At 45.9% G+C, this 3,416-nt stretch carries 4 protein-coding genes, 2 tRNA genes and 1 pseudogene; 3 read left to right on the top strand and 4 right to left on the bottom strand.

The window, feature by feature from the left end:
• From KQJ18_RS22700 to mtfA, 3 genes are all read right to left on the bottom strand, one after another.
• On the bottom strand, positions 1-656 hold a 656-nt coding region (locus KQJ18_RS22700), incomplete at its 3' end, for an ABC transporter substrate-binding protein (protein WP_216422809.1).
• Positions 657-918: 262 nt separating this feature from the next.
• Positions 919-994, bottom strand: a tRNA-Asn gene (locus tag KQJ18_RS22705).
• 99 nt (positions 995-1,093) lie between these two features.
• A complete protein-coding gene (mtfA, locus tag KQJ18_RS22710) occupies positions 1,094-1,891 on the bottom strand; it encodes a DgsA anti-repressor MtfA (RefSeq protein ID WP_038641617.1) in 798 nt (265 codons plus the stop codon).
• A gap of 93 nt (positions 1,892-1,984) precedes the next feature.
• On the opposite strand from mtfA, the gene KQJ18_RS22715 reads away from it, so the two are divergent.
• Positions 1,985-2,074: transfer RNA gene (locus tag KQJ18_RS22715), tRNA-Ser, on the top strand.
• Between the two features lie 123 nt (positions 2,075-2,197).
• On the opposite strand, the pseudogene KQJ18_RS24770 reads toward KQJ18_RS22715, so the two are convergent.
• Positions 2,198-2,311: pseudogene (locus KQJ18_RS24770) on the bottom strand (integrase); the annotation flags it as partial.
• A 169-nt stretch (positions 2,312-2,480) separates the two neighbouring features.
• Between KQJ18_RS24770 and KQJ18_RS22720 the strand changes: the two are divergent.
• Together KQJ18_RS22720 and KQJ18_RS22725 are read left to right on the top strand one after the other, a co-directional pair.
• Positions 2,481-3,170: a YafY family protein gene (locus tag KQJ18_RS22720; protein ID WP_087856006.1), complete on the top strand. Its 690-nt coding sequence runs from the start codon at positions 2,481-2,483 to the stop codon at positions 3,168-3,170.
• A 70-nt stretch (positions 3,171-3,240) separates the two neighbouring features.
• The coding region (locus KQJ18_RS22725; RefSeq protein WP_216422810.1) for an SDR family NAD(P)-dependent oxidoreductase at positions 3,241-3,416 on the top strand (176 nt) is incomplete at its 3' end.

A 3,416-nucleotide genomic window follows, 5' to 3' on the forward strand; every position in this document is an offset into this window, starting at 1 on the left:
AGACCGATATCACAAATTCCACCGAGGATATCGCGGGCAACGTCGCGGTCGCCGCCGGTGGCTTTACGGGCCAGGTTAGCCTTCACGCCGCGCAGCCAGTCTTCGGTTTTAGCTTCACCGTGATGGGCAATCATCGCAGCGATCAGCGCCGTGTTATACGGATGCTGCCCGGAGCGGATACAGACTTTACCTTTATACTCCGGGCTGGCGAGTTGTTCGTAATGCCAGTTATCAATGGGCATTGATTTTTCGGCATACAGCACACGAGCGCGCATAGAAAGTGCAAACCACTGATTATCCTCACCACGCAGGTTGGCTGGAATCGCGGTTTTCAACGCTTCTGACTCTACCGGTTGGGTCACTCCGGCTTCCACGAGATCGAGGAGATTGCCTGCATCAACGGTCATCAGCAGGTCGGCAGGGGAGTTTTTGCCTTCCGCTTTAACGCGCTCAAGCATGCCATCCTTGATATAAACCGTACTGACTTTGATGCCGCTGGTTTTTGTCCAGCTATCAAGTAACGGCTGAATCAGACCTGGTTCACGGGTGGTGTAAAGCGTTAATGTTTCCTGGGCGAAAGCCGGCAGGCTAACAGCGAAGACCAGGGCAGAGGCAAGCGTGATACGGCGCAGTCCGGTGCGAGGCAGAGCATTCATCGTTTATATCCCAGAGTAATTGGAACGTACAGTGAACCGAGCAGGGCTCGTTCTTTTGGCTCGCGTACAATAAATGATAATCACTAGCAGTTACAATAATTGCAAAGTTTAAACGATTTACATTTACATAACTTTAATCAATGGTGTGATGCGACATGAAATAGGGGCGGTACAACAGGCAGATCGCTTATGCAGGATGCTTTTATGTAAGCCTGAAAAGCAAAAAGCCCGCTCAAGTTTCCTTAAGCAGGCTTCTTAAATTTGGCTCCTCTGACTGGACTCGAACCAGTGACATACGGATTAACAGTCCGCCGTTCTACCGACTGAACTACAGAGGAATCGTGTGAACGAGGCGCATATTACTGACCTCACCCTGAGGTGTCAACAGTAAAATTAGCGCGTCATTTCAATTGGTTAATTAATCTTCAAATTCAGTGTTAATGCACATTTGATGAGCGATAATGGTCATCTTCGGGGTTATCACGTAACCGTTGCATTGGGTTTTGGCGGTAAAACAGGATGAAACGCTGCCATAAAGCCGGGAACCGTGGAGCAAATAATTCAGGTGCGCTGAAAAAATACTCGGATAATACGGCAAAGCATTCGGCCGGATCGGTTGCAGCGTAGGCATCTATACTGCATGCGGTTTCCCCTACCAGATCGATTTCATCCTGAATATTGTTCATTGCGGCATGCAGGTCGTGCTCCCAGCCGGCAATGTCTCGCAGAGGAATCGCCGGAATTCCGCTGGCGCGATCGCCATTACGCATATCCAGCTTATGCGCGACTTCATGAATGATCAGATTAAAGCCTGAGGCATCAAAGGAATCCTGAATATCAAGCCAGTTGAGAATTATCGGACCTTGCTGCCAGCTCTGCCCGGACTGAACGACACGTTGATTGTGTACCAGACCAATTTCGTCTTCCCATTCGTCGTCGACAACAAATGGGGCAGGGTAGATGAGAACTTCATGAAACCCATCGAGCCACTCGATCCCCAATTCCAGAACAGGTAAACAGAAGAGCAGAGCAATGCGCGCACTTTTTAGCGGGTCCAGCTCAAACCCCTGAAGTGCTACCAATCTTTTTTGCTGTAAAAAACGCTCGGCCAGGGCGATTAGTCTGGCTTGTTCTTGCTCGGTGAGATTCACCAGAAGCGGAATAGCCAGGGCGTTATCCCAGGGCCAATCGTCATTTCGGGCTGTTTCTTGCTCTTTCCAGGGCCACTTAATCATCGTTTTGCTCGCAAACTCGTCACTTGAACGAAATTGACGGAACTGGGTCTGTTAAAATGCCAAATTACCTGGCATCATGGCAACCACCAAAACGGAGAGATGCCAGAGCGGCTGAATGGACCGGTCTCGAAAACCGGAGTAGGGGCAACTCTACCGGGGGTTCAAATCCCCCTCTCTCCGCCACTATTCAAACACTTAGCTCAATTCCTTTCAACGACTCATGTCACACTTGGTATAGTGTCGGTATATTCGCTTAGTATAAAGCTCGCCATCATCATCTTCTGATTTGCCCAATACTGGAAGATCCTATGTGGGAGAAATTCTCACTTTTCTGTCATAAACCACAACTTGGCTTTCAGTTTTGTGACCTGAGAAGAGTTGTTTGTCCTTACTCGAGCCTTCTTACTCTGATAGTTGGCGTAGCCAGAACGCCATCAAATCTGGCTGTCTTCTTTGAGCTGTGAGTTCAATGGAGCATCCTTAATCAATGTTGCAGTTCAACTTAAGTGTGTACGCTAACTTTGGATTAAGATGCTTATCCAACAGATGATTTAAGATAGCCTCTCAGGCTTAAGATGGATTTATCAACATGACCAGAACAGAAAGGCTTCTCGAATTACTACAGATATTAAGGGCGCAAAGATATCCAATCACTGCATCCACTCTCTCTGAAAGATTGGGAATAAGTGTGCGCTCCATTTACAGAGATATAAAAACGCTACAGCATCAAGGCGTGTGCATTGAGGGTGGTGCTGGAATTGGTTATATCGTTAAGTCTGATTTCCATTTACCACCCTTAAATCTTTCTCATGAAGAAATTAATGCTATTACACTTGGGTTAAATTGGGTATCACATAATACCGATTATGACTTCAAAAATATCGCAAGGACTGCACTTGCCAAAATACACGCGGTCATTCCCGGTGAATTACAAAATCTTATTGAAAGTCAGTCCTATCTGATTGGTCCTTCAGAAAATAATGAGATCTTTTTTGCAGGCATCCGCAATGCTATTAAAAAGCGACACAGAATCAAAATAAAGTATTGTGACAAGAAAGATACTTACTCTTCTCGGGTTATATGGCCTATCGGATTGGTATATATGGAGTCGTGCTGGCTTTTGGTTGCATGGTGTGAGATGAGAAATGATTTTCGTCATTTTAGAACTGACAAAATTGAAGAGATGATACAGCTGGATTCCTTATATAGTGAAAGCAGGACAGTTTTATTGAAAAAATGGAGAATAAAAGAAGGAATTTGCGAGGAGAAAGAGTACTGACAAAAACTGTCATAGCTAATTTGTATACTAACCCTGATCAAAGACTCAATTCTACTTCATAGGGGGAGTTATGGATTTCCAGAATAAAGTTGCTGTCATAACAGGAAGTACTGCAGGTATAGGTGAGGCAGTCGCCGAGCAATTACACAAACATGGCGCGAAGGTTGTTATTGTATCCCGCTCGTCAGAGCAGGCTAAACAAAAAGCGAAACAATTATCTTCACTGGGACAACAAGCGTTGGGGAT

This window comes from Citrobacter sp. S55_ASV_140, from assembly GCF_018919505.1.
GTDB lineage: Bacteria > Pseudomonadota > Gammaproteobacteria > Enterobacterales > Enterobacteriaceae > Citrobacter > Citrobacter werkmanii.